This window comes from Melittangium boletus DSM 14713, assembly GCF_002305855.1.
GTDB classification, from domain to species: Bacteria; Myxococcota; Myxococcia; order Myxococcales; family Myxococcaceae; genus Cystobacter; species Cystobacter boletus.
This window is the reverse complement of record NZ_CP022163.1, coordinates 537,585-554,870: the sequence shown is the minus strand read 5'-3', so window position 1 is coordinate 554,870 and position 17,286 is coordinate 537,585. Positions and strand designations below refer to the sequence as shown.

At 65.5% G+C, this 17,286-nt stretch carries 9 protein-coding genes and 1 pseudogene; 6 read left to right on the top strand and 4 right to left on the bottom strand.

Going from position 1 to position 17,286, the window contains the following annotated elements:
- Positions 1-271 precede the first annotated feature (271 nt).
- From MEBOL_RS02360 to MEBOL_RS02340, 5 genes and pseudogenes are all read left to right on the top strand, one after another.
- Complete coding sequence (locus tag MEBOL_RS02360; protein ID WP_245919388.1) at positions 272-2,035, top strand: sigma-54-dependent transcriptional regulator; 1,764 nt, start codon at positions 272-274, stop codon at positions 2,033-2,035.
- A gap of 34 nt (positions 2,036-2,069) precedes the next feature.
- The gene (locus MEBOL_RS02355) at positions 2,070-6,101 is read left to right on the top strand and encodes a TOMM system kinase/cyclase fusion protein (protein ID WP_095975879.1); all 4,032 of its coding nucleotides are present in this window, start codon (positions 2,070-2,072) and stop codon (positions 6,099-6,101) included.
- Between the two features lie 455 nt (positions 6,102-6,556).
- Positions 6,557-8,866 carry an RCC1 domain-containing protein gene (locus MEBOL_RS02350; protein ID WP_245919386.1) on the top strand — a complete coding sequence of 770 codons (2,310 nt, stop codon included), beginning with the start codon at positions 6,557-6,559 and terminating at the stop codon, positions 8,864-8,866.
- Between the two features lie 333 nt (positions 8,867-9,199).
- Positions 9,200-9,388, top strand: a pseudogene (locus MEBOL_RS42515) (DUF5953 family protein); the annotation flags it as partial.
- Positions 9,389-9,465: 77 nt separating this feature from the next.
- Positions 9,466-9,912 (top strand): DUF697 domain-containing protein, encoded by a 447-nt coding sequence (locus MEBOL_RS02340; RefSeq protein WP_095975878.1) that lies wholly within the window; start codon positions 9,466-9,468, stop codon positions 9,910-9,912.
- On the opposite strand, the gene MEBOL_RS02335 is transcribed toward MEBOL_RS02340, so the two are convergent.
- From MEBOL_RS02335 to MEBOL_RS42080, 4 genes are all read right to left on the bottom strand, one after another.
- Positions 9,913-10,938 carry an aldo/keto reductase gene (locus MEBOL_RS02335; RefSeq protein ID WP_095975877.1) on the bottom strand — a complete coding sequence of 342 codons (1,026 nt, stop codon included), beginning with the start codon at positions 10,936-10,938 and terminating at the stop codon, positions 9,913-9,915.
- 134 nt (positions 10,939-11,072) lie between these two features.
- Positions 11,073-12,737, bottom strand: a complete 1,665-nt coding sequence (locus MEBOL_RS02330; protein ID WP_245919385.1) for a family 43 glycosylhydrolase — start codon at positions 12,735-12,737, stop codon at positions 11,073-11,075.
- A 340-nt stretch (positions 12,738-13,077) separates the two neighbouring features.
- Positions 13,078-13,989: a hypothetical protein gene (locus MEBOL_RS02325; RefSeq protein ID WP_095982538.1), complete on the bottom strand. Its 912-nt coding sequence runs from the start codon at positions 13,987-13,989 to the stop codon at positions 13,078-13,080.
- A 211-nt stretch (positions 13,990-14,200) separates the two neighbouring features.
- Positions 14,201-15,397, bottom strand: a complete 1,197-nt coding sequence (locus tag MEBOL_RS42080; RefSeq protein ID WP_095975875.1) for a hypothetical protein — start codon at positions 15,395-15,397, stop codon at positions 14,201-14,203.
- A gap of 245 nt (positions 15,398-15,642) precedes the next feature.
- Here MEBOL_RS42080 and MEBOL_RS02315 point away from each other — a divergent pair, with 245 nt between their 5' ends.
- A complete protein-coding gene (locus MEBOL_RS02315; protein WP_245919383.1) occupies positions 15,643-17,280 on the top strand; it encodes a CotH kinase family protein in 1,638 nt (545 codons plus the stop codon).
- Positions 17,281-17,286: the final 6 nt, after the last annotated feature.

Here is a 17,286-nt window from a genome sequence, read left to right as displayed (position 1 = left end):
CCCCGGTGATTCCGGTGGAACTGGCTCCCCTTTGTGGTCGATGGCGAGTTCCCACCGAACGCTCCGCCGACCTCGTTTCGCCCCCAATCATCCGAGCAGGCGTTCGGTCCCGCCGCGCTCCCCGTCCGCTTGAAGGTGCGGCGAGAGCAGCGCGGTAACCAGCCGCCTCCTGGATTCCACCTTTGGTATACTCTTGAACCTGGAGTGAATGCCGCGTGCACTCAAGCCTCCACCCGTGACCAAGCCGCTTGAATCCAAAGGAGCCAGCGTCGTGAGCGAAGAACCCCCGAATCTCCTGGCCACCCTCATCGTTGAGCAGTCCTTCGAGGGAGCGGCCGCCAGGGTGCTGCGCTCCATGCTGGAAACGGCTGAAAGGACACTCGCGGCCAGCGGCTTCGCTGAAAGTGGCAGGATTCTTCGGGGTGCATTGCACCTCCGGCCCGAGGCGAGCTATCGCCGTCTGGCCATCCTCGAACGCACCCCGGAGCCAGGGCAAGACTCCCTCTGGCAAGAGCTGGATACAACCACCGGGACGCTATCCCCTTCGCTGCTGGCTTCCGCGACCGCCTGGCGCTCCGTCGTCGAGCATCGCCGGGCCATTGCCATCGACGTCAACCTCGGCCTGATCCGGCCCTGCGAGGCTCCTCAGGAGCAGCAGCGCCTGGCCACTCCAAGACATGGGTTTTCCACCGAGGGAAGCCGGCAGCGGTTCCTCGAGCGCCAGGTGACCCACGTCTGCGTGCTCCCCTTGAGATCCCCGGGAGGAAATATCGAGGGGATGGTTTCGCTTGAGGCGAAGTGCCCGGCGGCCATGGGCCGGGAGTTCATCTGGTCCCAGTGCGCCAAGACCCTGCAGTTCCTGGCGGATGTTTCGGCTCCCTACCTGCTCCACCTCCCCTCCCGCCCCGTTGCCACACCTCCGGAGGATCCGCTCCTGCCCGTGGTGGGAGCCACCCTGTCTGGCATGTTGCCCATGCTGCGCATCTTCGCCGCTCAGGACGAGACGCTCCTGCTGTCTGGCGCCACGGGCGTGGGCAAGTCCCGCCTGGCGCACTGGTGCCATGCCCAGTCGGCCCAGAGGACGGGCCCCTTCGAAGTGCTGGAGCTGCTCAATGTCCCCGAGGAGTTGCAGATGGCGGAGCTCTTCGGCTGGCGTAAGGGGGCCTTCACCCACGCCCTGCGGGACACCCAGGGGAGCATCGCACGCGCCGAGGGGGGGACACTCTTCATCGACGAGATCGACAAGCTCTCGCTTCGCGCCCAGGCCGGGCTGCTCCAGGTGCTTGAGCGTCGCACCTACCGCGTGCTGGGGGACAGCGGAAGCGAGCGCCGGGCCAATGTCCGGTTCATCATCGGCACCAATGTGGATCTGCGCGCCGCCGTTCGAGAAGGCCGCTTCCGCGAAGATCTCTTCTACCGTATCCATGTGCTCCCCATCCTTCTTTCTCCACTCGATGAGCGGCGAGATGAGATCCCGCTCTGGGCGCGCTACATGCTTCAGCGGCGGCACCGTGAGAGCAAATCAGAGGGGCGGGCAGTTCTGACAAACGAGGCTGAGCAGCTCCTGAGCTCACGCAGCTGGCCAGGCAACCTCCGGCAGCTCGACAATGTACTCCGTCGCGCCTACACCCTGGCGCTGGTGGGACAGGCCACCTCGCCCAATATGGAACTCCAGGGCCGTCACGTCATCCAGGCGCTCAGCTACGAGGAGCCCTCCGAGCGGCGGCCACTCACGGAGCAACTCCTCTCAGCCGCCGCTGCTTTCGTCACCGAGGCGCAGCGCCCCCAGTCCCGCGCGCTCGATCTGGATATGACCGAGGCCTTTCGGGGAATCGTGCTCGCGGTCGCTGCTCGCAGACTCGGTAGGGAAGAGGCGTACCGACTCCTGGGCAAGGAGCAGGTGGTGAAGAGCCGCAACCACCAGCGCATGCTTCGCCGCGAGCTGGAAAAAGTCGCCTCGCTCTACGAGGCACTGGGCTCGCAGGGCTTCCCTTTCTCTGATCTGCTCGACGCGGAGCCAGAGACGAAGCGGTAGCCCGCCCCTCCTCGATTCGCCCCGCTCAAAAACCATGAAGAACATCTCCTCTTCCCTGGTCTCGCCTGGCACGGTGTTCCAGCAGCGCTACGAAATTCTCTCCATCCTGGGCGAAGGAGGCTTTGGGCAAATCCACCGCGCGCGCCAGCTCGTCACCGGGCAGGAGGTGGCGGTCAAGGTGCTGCGACAGTGGCAGAACGAGAGCGCGCCTGCCGTGGCTCGCTTCAAGCGGGAGATGCGGCTGTGTGCTCAGCTCCATCACCCCCACATCGTCCGGCTCATCGACTCGGGGAGCACGAGCGAGGGGCTGCTGTACACCGTCTTCGAACTCGTTCCAGGACAGACGCTGGCCGAGGTGCTCGCCGCACAGGGAGCACTCGGTCCATGGGACGCCGTGCAGCTGATGATGCAGGTGCTCGACGCGCTGGCGTGCGCGCACGGCCACGGCATCGTCCACCGCGACCTCACGCCTCAAAACATCATGGTGACGGCCACCGGGGTGCTGCGCCACGCACGAGTCCTGGATTTCGGGCTGGGCACACTCCTCCCCGAGGGGAACCAGGAAACGAAGACGCCCGTCACCCTGAGCCGGGAAGGGTTGGGGACTCCGGCCTACGCCGCCCCCGAGCAGCTCCGCGGCGATCCCGCCTCGCCTTGCTCGGATCTGTACTCCTGGGGCCTCATCTTCCTGGAGTGCCTCACCGGCCAGCCAGTCATCAAGGGGCACACGCTCCAGGAAGTGCTCTACAAGCAGCTCGGCCCCGACCCGTTGTCACTGCCGCCCGAGTTGGAGGAGAACTGGTTGGGTCGGCTGCTCCAGCGGGTCCTGGTCAAGGAAGCGCGGGAGCGGAACGTCACCGCCCCGGAGTTGCTGCGGCAGCTCGAGGCAGGCCTGCGCGAAGGTCGGCTGGGAGGAGCCGCGGCGGGCCCCGTCAGGACGGAGCCGATGGCGGACAGCCACGGCGAGCTGCGTCAGGTCACGGCGGTGTGCTGCGGGCTGGCGGTCCCTGGCGAGGGCTCCGAGGTGCTCGATGTGGAGGAGTTGGACCAGCTGCTGCGGGCCCAGTACGAAGCCTGCGTGGAGGTGGCGGGACGCTTTGGCGGCTCCGTGGGAGGTGCCCTGGGAGACAGGGTTCTGATCTACTTCGGGCTTCCCCATGCCGCGGAGGACGATGCGCGGCGCGCGGCCCGAGCCGCGCTGGAGATGGCGGCGGAGGTGGAGCAGCGCGGTGTCGGGCTCGCCGCGTCCCAGGGTCCGCGCCTGGCGCTTCGCGTGGGCCTGCACACCGGCCTCGTCATCTATCGGGAGCCCCAGACTGACGCTCTCGGCCGCATGGTCCAGGTTGGACAGACGCCACGAGAGGCCGCCCTGCTGGAGGCCATGGCGGAACCTGGCACCATCCTCGTCAGCGCACACACGGCGCCACTGCTGCGCGAGCATTATCTCCTGGGACCCGCTACCCTCTCCGGAAGAATACCGGGCGCCCATGGCCCGGGCATCTCCCGTCTGTATGGTGCACTGCAAGCGGAGTCAGTGACCCCTGGCCGCGAGGAGCGGCCCTTGTTCGGCCGCGCCGGGGAGTTGGAGCTGCTCCAGCAGCGCTGGATCCAGGTGCGGCAAGGACAGGGGCAGACCCTGCTCATCATCGGCGAGCCGGGCATGGGCAAGTCCCGGCTGGTGCGGGAGCTGATGCGGCAGGCGGGGAAGACTCCCCACTTGCTGCTGGAATGCCGGTGCGCCCCCGAGAACCGCCAGAGCGCTCTGCGCCCGGTGGTGGAATTGCTCGAGCGTCTGCTGGGCATTCAGCGCAACTGGTCCGCCGAGCGCTCGCTGGGCGCGCTCGAGGCGCTGCTGTCACGTTATGGGTTCAACCTGGCCCAGACGATGCCGCTGTTCGCCCCCCTGCTCAACCTGCCGCTCGGCGCGCGGCACCCACCGTTGGAAGTCTCACCGCAACGCCACAAGGAGCTGACCTTCAACGCGCTCATCTCGCTCTTCTTCGAGATGACCACGGAGCACCCGGTGCTGCTGCTGATGGAGGATCTGCACTGGTCGGACCCGACGACGCTGGAGCTGGTCGGCCACCTCTCCGAGGAACTCGCCCCCACCAACCTCCTGTTGGTGCTCACCGCCCGCCCCGAATTCTCCGCGCCCTGGCAGACCTCGCGGTTCCTCCAGCTCCGGCTCAACCGACTGGAACCCCGAGAAGTGGAGCGGATGGTGGCGGGGCTCGCCGGAAGCATGACCCTGCCGCGCGAGGTCATTGAACAGGTCGCCAGCCGCGCCGATGGCGTCCCCCTCTTCGTCGAGCAGCTCACCCGGGTGATGTTGGACGACTGGCCCGCTCAAGGGCAGGGGGCGCCCACGCGCGAGCCCGAGCCAGCCATTCCCACCACCCTGAGGGACCTGCTGATGTCTCGACTGGACCGGCTGGGCCCGGCGCGGGAGACCGCCCAGTATGCAGCGGCGCTGGGGCGGGAGTTCAGTTACGAGATGCTGCGGGCGGTCTCCGCGCGCGAGGAGACGGCTCTGAAGAGAGAGCTGGCCATCCTGATGGAAACGGATCTCGTCCAACGTCGCCGCGGTGCGCGTGGCATGACCTATCTCTTCAAGCACGCGCTCATCCAGGATGCGGCCTACGCGTCGATTCTGAAGAGTCGTCGGCGGGAGATGCACAAGACGATCGCCCGCACGTTGGAGGAGCGCTTTCCAGAGGTGGTGGAGAGCCGCCCGGAATTGCTGGCCCGGCACCACGAGGAAGCCGGACACGCGGAGAAGGCGGCGCACGCTCTGCACCAGGCCGGGCAGAAAGCGATGCAGCGCGCGGCCTATCCGGAAGCCATCAGCAGCCTGATGCACGCCATCAAGCTGGCCTCCACACTCTCCGAGCCTCGGGCACGAGACCGGATGGAGCTGGAGCTGCGCGCCACGATGAGTGGAGCACTGATCGTCACCGGCGGCTACTGCTCGAAGGATCTGGAAGCAAACTGCCTGCGTGCGCGTGAGCTGTGCTCACACCTGGGGAAGCCACCGGAGCTTGTGCCCGTGCTCTACACCCTGATGGTGGTGCATCTGACGGCCAGCCAGCTGGCACCCACCCTGGTCTATGCACGTGAGCTCCTGGAAGCCGCTCGCACCCATCCCACACCCCTGAACGAGATTACGAGCGCCCACGGCCACGGCCTCGTGCTCTTCTATTCGGGGAGGCTCGAGGAGGCGCGAGCCGAGTTCCACCGCTCCACGCAACTTTACTCTCCAGAGCTCCACGACGTGCTGGTACGGACCTATGGAGATGACCATGGCCTGCATTCCCTGGCCCATCTGGAATGGCTGTATGCGCTGACGGGCGAGATCGGGAAGGCGCGCGCATTCATTGCCCGCACGCTCGCGCAGGCCGAGCAACAATCGGATCCCCTGGCGCAAGCACTCGCGCGAACCTTCGCCAGTATCACGCACCGGCTCCTGCGGGAGCATGAGAAGGTCAGGGAGTTGAACGAGCGCACCATCCCCATGTGTGCCGAACAGGGCTTTCCCTTCTGGCTGGCGATGGTCAGGCAGAGCCAGGGGTGGGCTGTTGCCATGCAGGGGCAGGTCGACGAGGGGATCCGCGAGATCGAGCAGGGCTCCGCCTTCTTCGAGGCCATCCAATTCAAGATGCGCGCCTGGCATCTGTCCAACTTGGTGGACATCCACATGGCCTCGGGCGACTACGAGCGAGGCCTGACGCGCGTCGAAGAAGCGATCCACCTGGCCGAGACGTACGTGGAGAGTTTCTATCTCCCAGAGCTGTTCAGGCAGAAGGGGGAGTTGCTGCGGGCCCGAGGAGAGCCCGACACCCAGGTGATGGAGTGGTTCGAGCGGGCCCTGGCCAAGGCGCGTGAGTCGAAAGCGGCGTTCTTCGAGTTGAGGGCCGCGAAGAGCATGGCTCGATTATTGGAACAGCAAGATTCACGGGCACGAGCCCGCGAGCTCCTCTCCACCGCCATGGCGAAGATCCACGGCGGCGATGACACCGTGGACTACCGTGAGGCCGCGCAACTGCTGGAGCGGCTTTCCGCGGCCTGAGGAGACGTCTCCACCTCCGCCCTTTCCGTGAATGGGCCGCCCGGCCGCCCCTCCATGGCGACACGCCGCGACGCGCGGCGTCGGAACGCCACATGACGGTTCATTGAGTCCGCGTCACTCCGAACGCTGATGCGTCGCCGGGGACGCGGCCTCCCCCGGTTTCGCCTCCCGCCAGTGGCTCATTCCAGAGGACTCCCCTCTGAATCGTTCCAATGGCTGGGTTGGCCCGCTGCTTGCTGTTGTCCCAGGCATGAACGTGCGGAATCAGACTCTTCGGCATCCCCCTCCAGTCGCACGGCCAGCTCGAATCCCGCTCATACCGAAGCTCGGACAACGTGAGGGTTGGTTCGATTGACCTTGTCATCTAGCGCCATCAACGAAATCCACCCCCGTGGAGAGAAGCAACTCGTGTGTGTATTGCGTCTCCCGCTGCAAAGAGAAGAGGAGTTTTTCGAATGAAGACAAAGGCGATGTCCATCAATACCTGTTGGGCGGCCTGCCATGCCGTTCTTCTCCTGATCGTCATGGGAGGCTGCGTTGGCGCCGACGAAAAGGAAGCAACCCACACCGACGAGAATTTCAAAGAGGCCAGGCAGACGATTGAAGCCCGCGGAACGCCCATAAGGCTCGCGGATGGGTATCATCATTCACTCGTTGTTCGCCAAGATGGAACTGTCTGGGCGTGGGGGAAAAACACGCATGGACAGGTCGGCAACGGCTCGACGTCCGACCAACCCTCGCCGGTCCAGGTCCCCGGCCTGACCAGCATCGTCGCCGTCGCTGGAGGCAACGATCACTCGCTGGCACTCAAGTCCGACGGAACCGTGTGGGCATGGGGCCTCAATTCCACGGGCAGCCTCGGAGACAACACCACGACGAACCGGTCCACTCCTGTTCAGGTGTCTTCCTTGACCGACGTCATTTTCATCGCGGCCCGGGACTACCAATCATTCGCACTGAAGTCGGATGGAACAGCCTGGGCATGGGGCCACAATGGCTCTGGCCAACTTGGAGATAATTCGACCACGACTCGACTCACTCCGGCGCAGGTGCAGTCGGTCGACGGCATCATTTCACCTCTCACGAATGTCGTCGCGATTTCCGCGGGTCCATACCATACGCTCGCCCTGAAATCAAACGGAACGGTTTGGGCATGGGGCTCCAATGTATATGGCCAGCTCGGGAATGGAATGCCGGTGAACCAGAAGGCCGCCGTGCAGGTCGTGAACCTGCTCGATGTCGTGTCGATCTCCGCTGGATTCTACCACTCCATGGCCTTGAAAGCAGACGGAACCGTGGCTGTCTGGGGGGCCAATGACCGGGGCCAATTCGGGAACAACACCCGCATTGCCAGCACCATTCCCGTGAGTATATCCGGCCTGACCAACATCAAGAGCGTGGCAGCAGGAAGGCACCACTCAATGGCCCTCAAGTCCGATGGAACGGTTGTCGCATGGGGGTACAACGTTTACGGGCAAGTCGGCAACGGGTCCACGACCGACGTCCTTGTGCCCGTCCCCGTAGGGAATATCACAGGGGTCACAGCGATATCGGCAGGGTACGATCACTCCCACGCAATCAGTGGTTCGAGCCATACCGTTTGGGGGTGGGGCTATAATTACTTCGGAGAAGTTGGTGACAACACGACGGTGAACCGTTCCTCGCCGGTCGCCACTCCGCTCACTTCCGGGATCATGAGTATAGCCGGCGGCAATGGTCATACCCTCTACGCCAAATGGGACGGCACCGTGTGGGCCTGGGGCTCCAATACATCCGGTCAACTCGGCGATGGTACCCCCTTGCGTCGATTGGCGCCTGTTCCAGTCAAGAACCCGTCCGGTGTGGGCACTCTGTCGAGCATCGTCTCGGTCTCGGCCAGAACCGACTATTCGCTTGCCCTGGCATCAAACGGAACCGTTCTCGCTTGGGGACAAAACACCTACGGCCAACTCGGCGATGGCACCATCACGAACCGGCTCCTCCCAGTTCCGGTTCCGGGCGTGAGTGGCATTGTGGCCATCTCCGCGGGTGCAACTCATGCTCTCGCGCTCAGATTCGACGGGAAGGTCTATGCCTGGGGACGAAATCACATGGGCCAACTCGGTGATGGAACCCAGACCGATCGCCGCACCCCCGCCCTGGTCCCTTATCTCGACAACGTCGTTTCGATAGCGGCTGGCGCCAATCATTCCCTGGCGGTCCAGCGGGATGGCAGCGCTTATGCCTGGGGAAGCGGCGAGGAGGGGCAACTCTGTGACTACACCTCTGGTGTCGGGCATTCCAGCTCGTTCATTTCCCAGGTTCCAGATATTTTCGGGAGCGTCAGCGTCGCAGCTGGCACGAATCACTCGGTGTTGCTGGATGTGACCGGAACCGCGTGGGCTTGCGGTGACAACCAGTACGGCCAGCTCGGCAACGACAGCACCACGGACAGCTCACAACCCGTTGTCGTCGCGAACCTGAGCAACGCCGCGCGCATCGCCGCCGGTGGAAATACTTCCGCAGCCTATAGCAAGAGTGGCGCCCTGTATACGTGGGGCCACAACGACTATGGACAGATCGGTGATGGGACCACACTCAGCAGAAGCACGATTTACCAGGTCTCTGGCTTCTCCGGCGTGACGGCCCTCGCCATCGGAACATCACACACCATGGCGGTGAAAACCAATGGCTCCGCCTATTCGTGGGGGCGCAACAACTCTGGGCAGATTGGAGATGGCTCCCTGACGAATCGCCCAAGCCCGACAGCCGCCCTGCTTCCCTGAGCCTCTCCTTCCAGCCGGAAACAGAGGAGAAAGCCCTCCTTCCCCCGCATGGGCATGAGAAGAACAAGGGGCCCATCGAGAAGGAGGGCACGTCCATGGCCTGGTGCCTGCCAGGCCACCGACTCCTCGAAGGCGCGTGTGAAGGACGAGTCGTGCACGGCCCAGGGCTCCCGCTCGACGCTTACCCCACGCTCGCGACAGCTCACCCGGTGTGGAGCATCATTTAGCCAGAAGATGGTTTGCCCCAGGGCAAGGTGACGCTACAGCCGCGCCGGGCTCGTATCGTAGCCTGGGGCGAGCCGGCCGCACACTCCACAGCGCGGCTTGCGCTGGCGGGGCTTTGGGTTCCCGGACCCGGCCCGTGATGCGGAGCTGCTGTCACGGGCGCGGCGCACGGCGACGGGCGGGTGGGTTGTCCCGCTCACCGATACGCCGCTCGACCTGGACAACCCCGTCCACCTGGACGCGCTGAAAGGGGCCTACGAGCGATTCCCGGAGATCGGCGGGCGCTCCACCCCTTGAGGCTCGGGTTCGACGCGGGAGGCGAACTCAGGCTAGCGTTCGCCACCAGAATCCTGGTCCGGATGAAGGGGACACCGATGAACGCGGAGAAGGCGGCACGCAGTTGGGTCGAGGAGAGTGCAACACGCGCGGCGGCGGCCGCGGCCATTCCGATGCCCATCCCTGGTGCGCACACGGCGCTCACGTCGGCCATCGAGGCCTACATGATCTACCACGTGGCCGGCATCTACGGAGAGAAGCTCACGCTCGGCGAGGCCCTGGCCCTCGTGCCCACGCTGGGCACCGGCATCGTCGCGCGCAAGGTGGCGACCGCCGTGGTGGGCGAGACGGTGGGACAGATTCCCCTCGTGGGCTGGCTGGTCAAGGGCGCGGCGAGTGGAGGGACCGCCTTCGCCATGGGCGTCGTCGCGGTGGGGTACTTCGAGAAGAAGTACCCCAAGCGCGAGGCCACCCCGTTCGCGACCGCGTCCCTCACGGATTGGGTGAAGGCCGCCCTGGCGCAGCTGGGCTCTAAAATCTCCTGATCACCACCGGCCCTGGACTCTCTGCATGAAGTCGTACGGGTAGCCCAGCTCCAGGGCGCTGGCCTCGTCCAGCCGCTTCATCTGGGCGTCGTCCAGCTTCAGCTCGGCGGCCTTGAGGTTGTCCTCGAGCTGCTCCACGTTGCGCGCGCCGAAGATGACGGAGGTGACGGCGCGCTTGCGCAGCAGCCATGCCAGCGACACCTGCGAGGGCGAGGCATTCAGCTCGGCGGCCACCGCGTCCACCGCCTCGAGGATCCGCCAGTGGCGGGGCGTGTCGAAGCCGGCGAGCCGATCCTTCCACTTGGCCAGGCGCGAGGAGTCCGGCGGTGGCTGGCCCTTGCGGTACTTGCCCGACAGGAATCCGCCCGCCAGGGGAGACCAGGGGAGGATGCCCAGACCGAACTGCTCGCACACCGACACGTGCTCGCGCTCCAGCTCGCGCACCACCAAGCTGTACTGGGCTTGCAACGCCACGTGGCGAGAGAGGTGCTGCGTCTTGCTCGTCCACAGGCTGTCCACCAGCCGGTAGGCCGCGTAGTTGCTCGCGCCGATGTAGAGCACCTTGCCCTGCCGCACCAGGTCCTCCATCGCCCGGAGCGTCTCTTCCTCGGGCGTGTCGATGTCCTGCATGTGCACCTGGTACAGATCGATGCGATCGGTCTGGAGCCTGCGCAGGCTGCCCTCCACCGCGGCGCGCAGTTGGTAGCGCGAGGCCCCCGTGTCATTGGGTCCCTTGCCCATGCGGAAGCGGAACTTGGTGGCCAGCACCACCTCGTCGCGCCGCTTGGATTGGGTGAACCAATTGCCCAGCACTCGCTCGGTGAGCCCGTCGTTGCCGTACACGTTGGCCGTGTCCCAGAAGTTGATTCCGGCCTCCAGCGCGCGGTCCATGATGGCGAAGGACGTCTTCTCGTCGGCCGCCACCCCGTGCATCATCGAGCTCTCGCTCGGCTCGCCGAACGTCATCGTTCCCAGGCACAGGTTGGACACCTTCAGGCCACTGTGCCCCAGCTTGCGGTACTCCATTGTTTTTCCTCCCCGCGGCGGCGGTTGCCGCGAACACCCGGGCTAACCCGGGCTCGCGCTTCTCGCCACAAGGAATCGACCTGGCCGCAGGACGCGGGCTCCTGGCCCACGTCCAGCGTTCGCCCACCTGAGGGCTACGGCGCGAAGATCCTCACCGACGACATCTGATCGTTGGCCTCCGCCGGGAGCAGCGACGTGTCCGCCGTGAACGTCCACATCGTCCCGGCGAAATCGTTGTGCTGATAGACCTGGACCGTCCAGCCAGCGGGCACCCGGAGCGAGCTCATCCAGTCGTTGGGGATGCCCGCCGCGTTGAGCTGCGCGAGCGTGTAGCTCCCGGCGTTCAGCGAGATCCCGAGGCCGCCGTACCCGCCGTCCGCGTAGAAGATGACCCCGGGCGGCTTCGTTGCCTTCACGTTGTCGAACGCGGCCGCGCTGTCATGGGCCCGGACTCCTACCGCTCCCGAGGCATACGTGGCGTCGGTGGCCGTGAGGATGGGGGTCGTCGAGTGGTTCAGATAGACCGAGATGCGGTCGCCGTTGGCCACGACCGCGAGGTGGTAGGTGACGTTCGGATCGATCGTCGCGGCGGCGCTCGCGAGCTCGGTCCAGGCTCCCGCGTTCGCCTTGCCCAGCACCACCCTGTCGCTGCCCGCGGCGATGCCGGCGTAGTAACCCTTGTAGGCGTCGAGCCCCGCTCCCGGATTGCTCACCCGGAACAACAACCCAGCGTCCCCCGAGGCGCCCGGCGTGACATCGGCCTCATAGGCCAGCGCGGAGAAGTGGGTGTCCAGCAAGGCCTTGGCGTCGGGGTTCTGTTGGGTGGCATAGCGACCGTTCGACACGGTCCACGTCCCGCCATAGGGAGTCCAGCCCAGCGCGTTGCCGTCGCAGAAGTTGTCCTGGCTGCTCATCTCCACCGGCTGGATGGTCCCGTCGCCGTTGAAGTACATGCGATCATAGGCGAGCACGCGGTGATTCCCGTCCGTCTCTCCGAGCGGACGGCGGTGATAGAAGATGTACCAGTCGTCCGTGCCGGGGACGTTGACCACCGAGTTGTGTCCCGAGCCCTTACCAATGGCCGCGTTCTGGCTGAGGATCGTCCCCGCCTTGGGGAAGGGTCCCATCGGCGAATTGGCCACGGCATACGACACGCGGTAGTCCGGCCCGGTCCACCCGCCCTCGGACCACATCAGGTAATACTTACCCTTGCGCTTGAACATCAGCGCGCCCTCGACGTAGCCCGATGGCGTGATCTCCTTGAAGGACGAGTTGTCCAGGCTGATCATGTCATTGTTGACCTTGACGATGTTGCAATGGCCCCAACCGCCATAATAGAGATAGGCTTGGCCATCATCGTCGATGAAGATGTTCTGATCGATCGGCTGTGCGCCGTTGATGAACTTGCTGATCAGAGGGCGGCCAATCGCGTCGACGTAGGGCCCACCGGGGTTGTTGGACTTCGCGACCCCGATACCGCCCAGCTGTCCATCGTTCTGGATGTCGTTGGCGCCGAAGTAGAGGTAATAGGTGTTGTTGCGGAAGATGGGCGACGGCGCCCAGATTGCCCGGGTGGCCCAGGACACGTTCGCCTTGTCCAGCACCTTGGAGTGCTTCGTCCAGTGAATGAGATCAGTGGATGAGAAGGCATCCAGATAGGTCTGTGCTTCATAAGGCGCGGAGTACGTCGGATAGACCCAATACACGCCATTGTAGATCTTGATGTCTGGATCGGCATACCAGCCGGCCACGATGGGATTGCCAGAGGTGCCCGGCGTGCACTCCGACGCCGCGAGCATGCTTCCCCGCGACGCGTCCGTATCGCTCTCGCCAGCGTTCTCGTGCGACGTCGTCCCGGCGCCGCAATGGACCGTGGCGGTCAAGAGCAGCGGTGCCAGCGCCAGTTGGCCTGGCCACGCGCGTCTTGGAGGCAATGAAACACGAGCTTCGCGAGATCCCTCGTTCATGCGACGGCCCGTACGTCCACCCTGGAGTGTCATGTTCATGGCCCGCATCCTGCGCCGATCAAGTCGAGCCCGCAATGGAAATTACTGGTTATTCCGGAGTTCATCGAATCGGAGCTTGTTGTAAATGCGTGACCCCGGCGGCCACGCGCTGACGCTCGAGCCCGGAGGGGAGTCAGTAGGTCCGGTAGTAGATCAACTGGCCGGCCTCTCCTGGCTTCGCGCCTTCGCTGGGCAGGAACATGCTGACGGCGATGGCGCGCTGTCCGTTGGGCGCGGTCAACGCGGTGAAGGACGGATTGGCGAACGCCGTGCTGCCGCCATCGGTGCGCATGTTCAGCGGCTCGGCGTTTCCCGTCTGGTAGTCGTAGATGAAGGAGCGCCAGGAACCGAAATCGTTCTTGGTGTACTGCCCCTCCATGACGCCGTAGGTGTAGCCCTTGTAGTTCAGGGCGTCCCTGTCGCCGATGTTGCCTCCCACGCCCCAGTGCAACAAGGCGTTGTCCACGTTGCCCTGGGCGCTCGTGCTCCAGGACCTGAAGTTCGTCAACCGTCCGCGTTGCTGCCGGTCCCGGTCGCAATTCCAGTAGTAGTGGGCGCCCACGTCGATGGTCGAGTGGTCGATGTCCGGCGACAGGGTCACCGAATAGATGTTGGGCGTCCCCTCGGCGCAGGAAGACAAGGTGCGGGGCGCGTCGAAGCCGCGCGAGGCCACGCCATTGAGCAGATCCCCGCGGTTCGCGTAGTACCGGAACGCGAGGTGATTGCTCGGTTCCTGCTCCCAGGCGATCAGATAGGCGCCATTGTTCAGCGCCATGAGGTGGGGCTGGGAGGCGGACGTGCCGAGCTCTCGGCGGAAGGTCCAGTTGATGAGGTCGGACGAGGTCGCCACGCTCACGCGTGGGTTGCCGTTGATATAGGTATGGTAGACGGCCAGGTACCCGCCCGCGGGATCCTGAATGAGCTTGGCGGTGTCCATGGTGCGGCCCGCGCTGTCCCTCGCTCCGTACCGGCGCGCATTCGCCTGGGTGACGTTCCCGATGATCTCGTGCAGCTCGGCCCGGGGTGCGTCCGATGGCGGCGCCATCGTGACTGCCTCCATGGCGGAGCCCACGCCTCCCAGGAGCATGATGCCAAGAAGAAGGGGCCGCGCTCGTCGATGACCAGGCAATGACATGGGAAACCTCTCTGGGTTTCTCATACTCATAGGAGGTCGAGAAGAACCCGTCAACCCGGATTAAAAGGTGCGGATGAGGGGCATGGCCTCCGCGAGGAAAGCCATTTCTTCCAGCGTGCACTCAGTAGACGGCGAGCCCGAGCGACCACGAGTGGACGAAACCGTTCAGCTCCGGGCGGGAGTTGGGCAACCAGTCCTGGGTCCAGCGGAACGTGAGACCCAGGCGCGTGGTCAAATCGAACTCGGCGAGCCCTCCGAAGGTGACGTAGGGCCGGGAGGCCGCCGTGGAGGGCAGGGCGCCTCCCTCGGTGGCGGACCACGCCCGGCCCCCGCCGACGAAGGGTCCCAGGTGCAACCGCCACAGGTGGATGGGGTACCACTGGGCCTCGAGGCCCAGGCGCACGTTGTAGAAAGCGCTGAACGCATCGGAGTCGAACTGCAGCCGGGTGTCGGCGAGCAGGCCAAACGTCTTGCCGGGGTAATAGCCGAGCGCGAAGCGGAACCCCGCTTCACGGTGGCTCTGTCCACCCGGCAGCGCGAGGCTGTCGTTGCCCACGCCGAACTGGTACGAGAATCCCTTGCGGTTGAGGGGCGCGGAGCCGTTGAGCCACATGCCCGCGCCTTCCTCTCCCGACATCATGGCCTCCGAGAGGTTCTGGAGGTCTCCCGGCACGAGTTCATCGAGCGGGACGATGCGGTGCTTGCCTCGGAGGTCCACCAGGTGCACCGGGTGGTGCGGGTGCACCGCGACCGAGCCCTCGTAGCGCGCGCCCTCCGTGGCGGCCAGGCTCACGCCGACCACCACGCCCACGACGACGACGAGCACCAGGAGCTTGTCGATGCCCTGGAGGTTGCCCAGCGAGCCGCCGCCGGAGGATCCCCCTCCGGAGCCCTTCGAACCCCCGGACGAGCCTTGGGGCACGGGCGAGGCCCCATGGACGCTCCCCGAGGGCAATTCGGTGGAGGTGGGCGGGGGCCGTTGGTAGACGGGCGGCTCGTAGTAGGGCAGGCCATAGGTATCGACGTAGAACGACGGCACCCAGTGTCCCTGGTGGGTGACGAGGTAGCCCGGCGGAGGCGATCCCGGCGGAGGCTCCCAGGCGATGGCGGGTTCTGGATCCGATGTGGTTGAGAACTGCTGGATCGCGTACACCTCCCGTCCGCGCTCCTGCGCTGGCGTGCGCACGAGCCGTTCCATCTCCGAGCGGGGAATCTCGTAGAGGTGACCCAGGCAGCCGCTCGTCATCATCGTGAGCAGGCACAAGAGCGTCACCGCGCGCGAGAAGCCCCCGGGCGCCGACCGTGTGTTGCGTTCCATGCACGTCTCCTGACCGGACTCGTGGATACGGGAGGACGAGCATAAGATGTCCGGGTTCCCTCCGTGTGGTCGGTGATTCGTCTTCTCGGGTCATGGCGTCGTCCCCGGGGGTATGCCCTCGGACGCTCCGGGCTGCCCTTTTCCGCTCCTCCAGGGAACGCACTGCGGGGCATGGCTTCTGCACATCAGGACGTGGCTTCACGGGGGGGTTCATGGCGCGATGGCGGAGAGCGTGGGGAGTGTTGATGGTGGGGTTGCTGTGTCCCATCGTCGCGCATTCCTTCGCGGCGGAGGATGTTCTCTCGCGGGGTGATTATCCGCGTGTGCAGGCCCGGGTGCCGGTGGTCGAGCTGCGCATCTCCGCGGCGGACCTGGCGCGGCTGGACGAGGATCCCACGTCGGAGGCGACCGTGCCGGTCGTGATGGTGCTCGATGGCCGGAAGGCTCCGGGTCAGGTGCGCTACCGGGGCGCCAGCACACGCACCCTGCCCCAGAAGAGCTTCAAGGTCGAACTGGACTCCGGCTACGACCTCGACGACCGGGACCACTTCGAGCTGCTCGCGAGCTGGTCGGACAGCGGCAAACTCACGGAGAAGTTCGCGGTGGACCTCTACACCGCCATGGGCCTGCCGGTGCCGAGCGCCCGCTACGTGCGCGTGAGCATCAACGGCCAGCACAACGGGCTCTACCTGGACATGGAGCACGTGGGGAAGGAGTACCTCAAGCAGCATGGCCTGGAGAAGAAGGCCGCCATCTACCGCTGCGGCCACCGCAACTGCGAGCTGACGCTCCATCCGGGCTCCCACCAGACCGACTTCGAGAAGAAGACCCAGGAGGCGTCGGGGCGCGCGGATCTGGAGGCGCTGCTCGCCTGGGTGAATCGCAGCGACGACGCGGACTTCGAGGCGAAGCTGGCGCGGCGCGTGGACGTGGAGGCGTACCTGGGCAACCTCGTCGGGGACATGCTCATCTCCAACAACTACATCGAGGACTCGCGCAGCTACTGGATTCACGAGACGAGCAAGGACCGGTGGCAGTACACGCCGTGGGATTTGAACAACGCGGTGATGCTGCACTGGCGCACGTGGGCGCCCACGGATCCGCCCATCACCCACCGGTGGCCCCAGGCCCTCAGCCTGTATGATCCGGTGGTGCAGCAGTTGTACGAGCAGCGCGTGCACGAGCGTCCGGCCCACAAGCCCACCTGGAGCGTGCTCAACACCCGCCTCTGGGATCGGCCCGCCCTGCGCGCCCGGATGATCGCGAAGCTCGAGGCCGCGCTCTCGGGTCCCTTCTCCGAGGCGCGGGCGAACGCCCACCTCGACGCGCTCTGGGCGCTGGTGGAGCCCGAGATGCGAAGGGATCCCTACGTCTCGCTCGAGCACCTGGCGCACACGCGCGAGTACATCCGCACGTACGTGCGCGAGCGCCGCGCCTTCCTGCTCCAGGCCCTGAGCACGCTCCGGGCCCAAGGCGCGGGTCCCCTCGTCATCCAGGAGGTGGCGGCGGGAAGCGCGGGCTATGTGGAGCTGTACAACCGGGGCTCCTCCAAGCTGTCGCTCGCGGGCCATGAGCTGACGAATGATCTGCGGGCCGTCGTCCGGTTTCGATTGCCGGCCCGCACGTTGGCGCCAGGCCAGCGCCTGCGCCTGGTGGCGGACGGTGATACGTCCAAGGGCCCCCTGCACCTGCCCTTCACCCTGTCCGCCTCCGAGGGCGGTGAGGTGGGCCTCTTCGATGGAAACATCCTGTCGGACACCGGGACGCCCCTCGTGTATGGCCCGGTGGACGCCGTCTATTTCGGTCCGTCGCCCGCCAACACGGTGTATGGACGGCTCACACCGGGCGGTGAGGACTTCGGCCGCCGTCCGCGTGCGCCCTGAGTCCAC